1 protein-coding gene is annotated in these 361 nt (G+C 38.7%); it reads left to right on the top strand.

Features of this window, described 5'->3' with window-relative positions; all coding sequences use genetic code 11:
• On the top strand, positions 1 to 361 hold a 361-nt coding region (locus DLK05_RS17330; protein WP_127345126.1), incomplete at both ends, for a hemoblobin-interacting domain-containing protein.

Here is a 361-nt window from a genome sequence, read left to right on the forward strand (position 1 = left end):
TGGTTATAGTGAAGACACAAATTGGGAAACCAAAATAACTACGGTAACCTATAATGGAACAAGTCTGACTGAAACAACAGATTATACATTAAATACTGTACCAAATACCATAACATTAAAACCAGGAGGAGGAAATTCAGCCTTACAAACAGCAGGAACAGCAGATTTAATCATTTCAGCTACAGGTTATGGCGAYGCTTCTGTTTYGCAAAKTATAGGACATGGAGCTGTTAATAAATTGGCAATTACAACAGAGCCCGGAGCACCTGCCGCAAATGGTGGAGATTTAAATCCACAGCCAGCAATTGAGGTTAGAGATCAGTATGATAATGTGTGTACGACTGATGGTRCTAGAACTATA

Source organism: Ancylomarina longa, assembly GCF_003996985.1.
GTDB lineage: Bacteria > Bacteroidota > Bacteroidia > Bacteroidales > Marinifilaceae > Ancylomarina_A > Ancylomarina_A longa.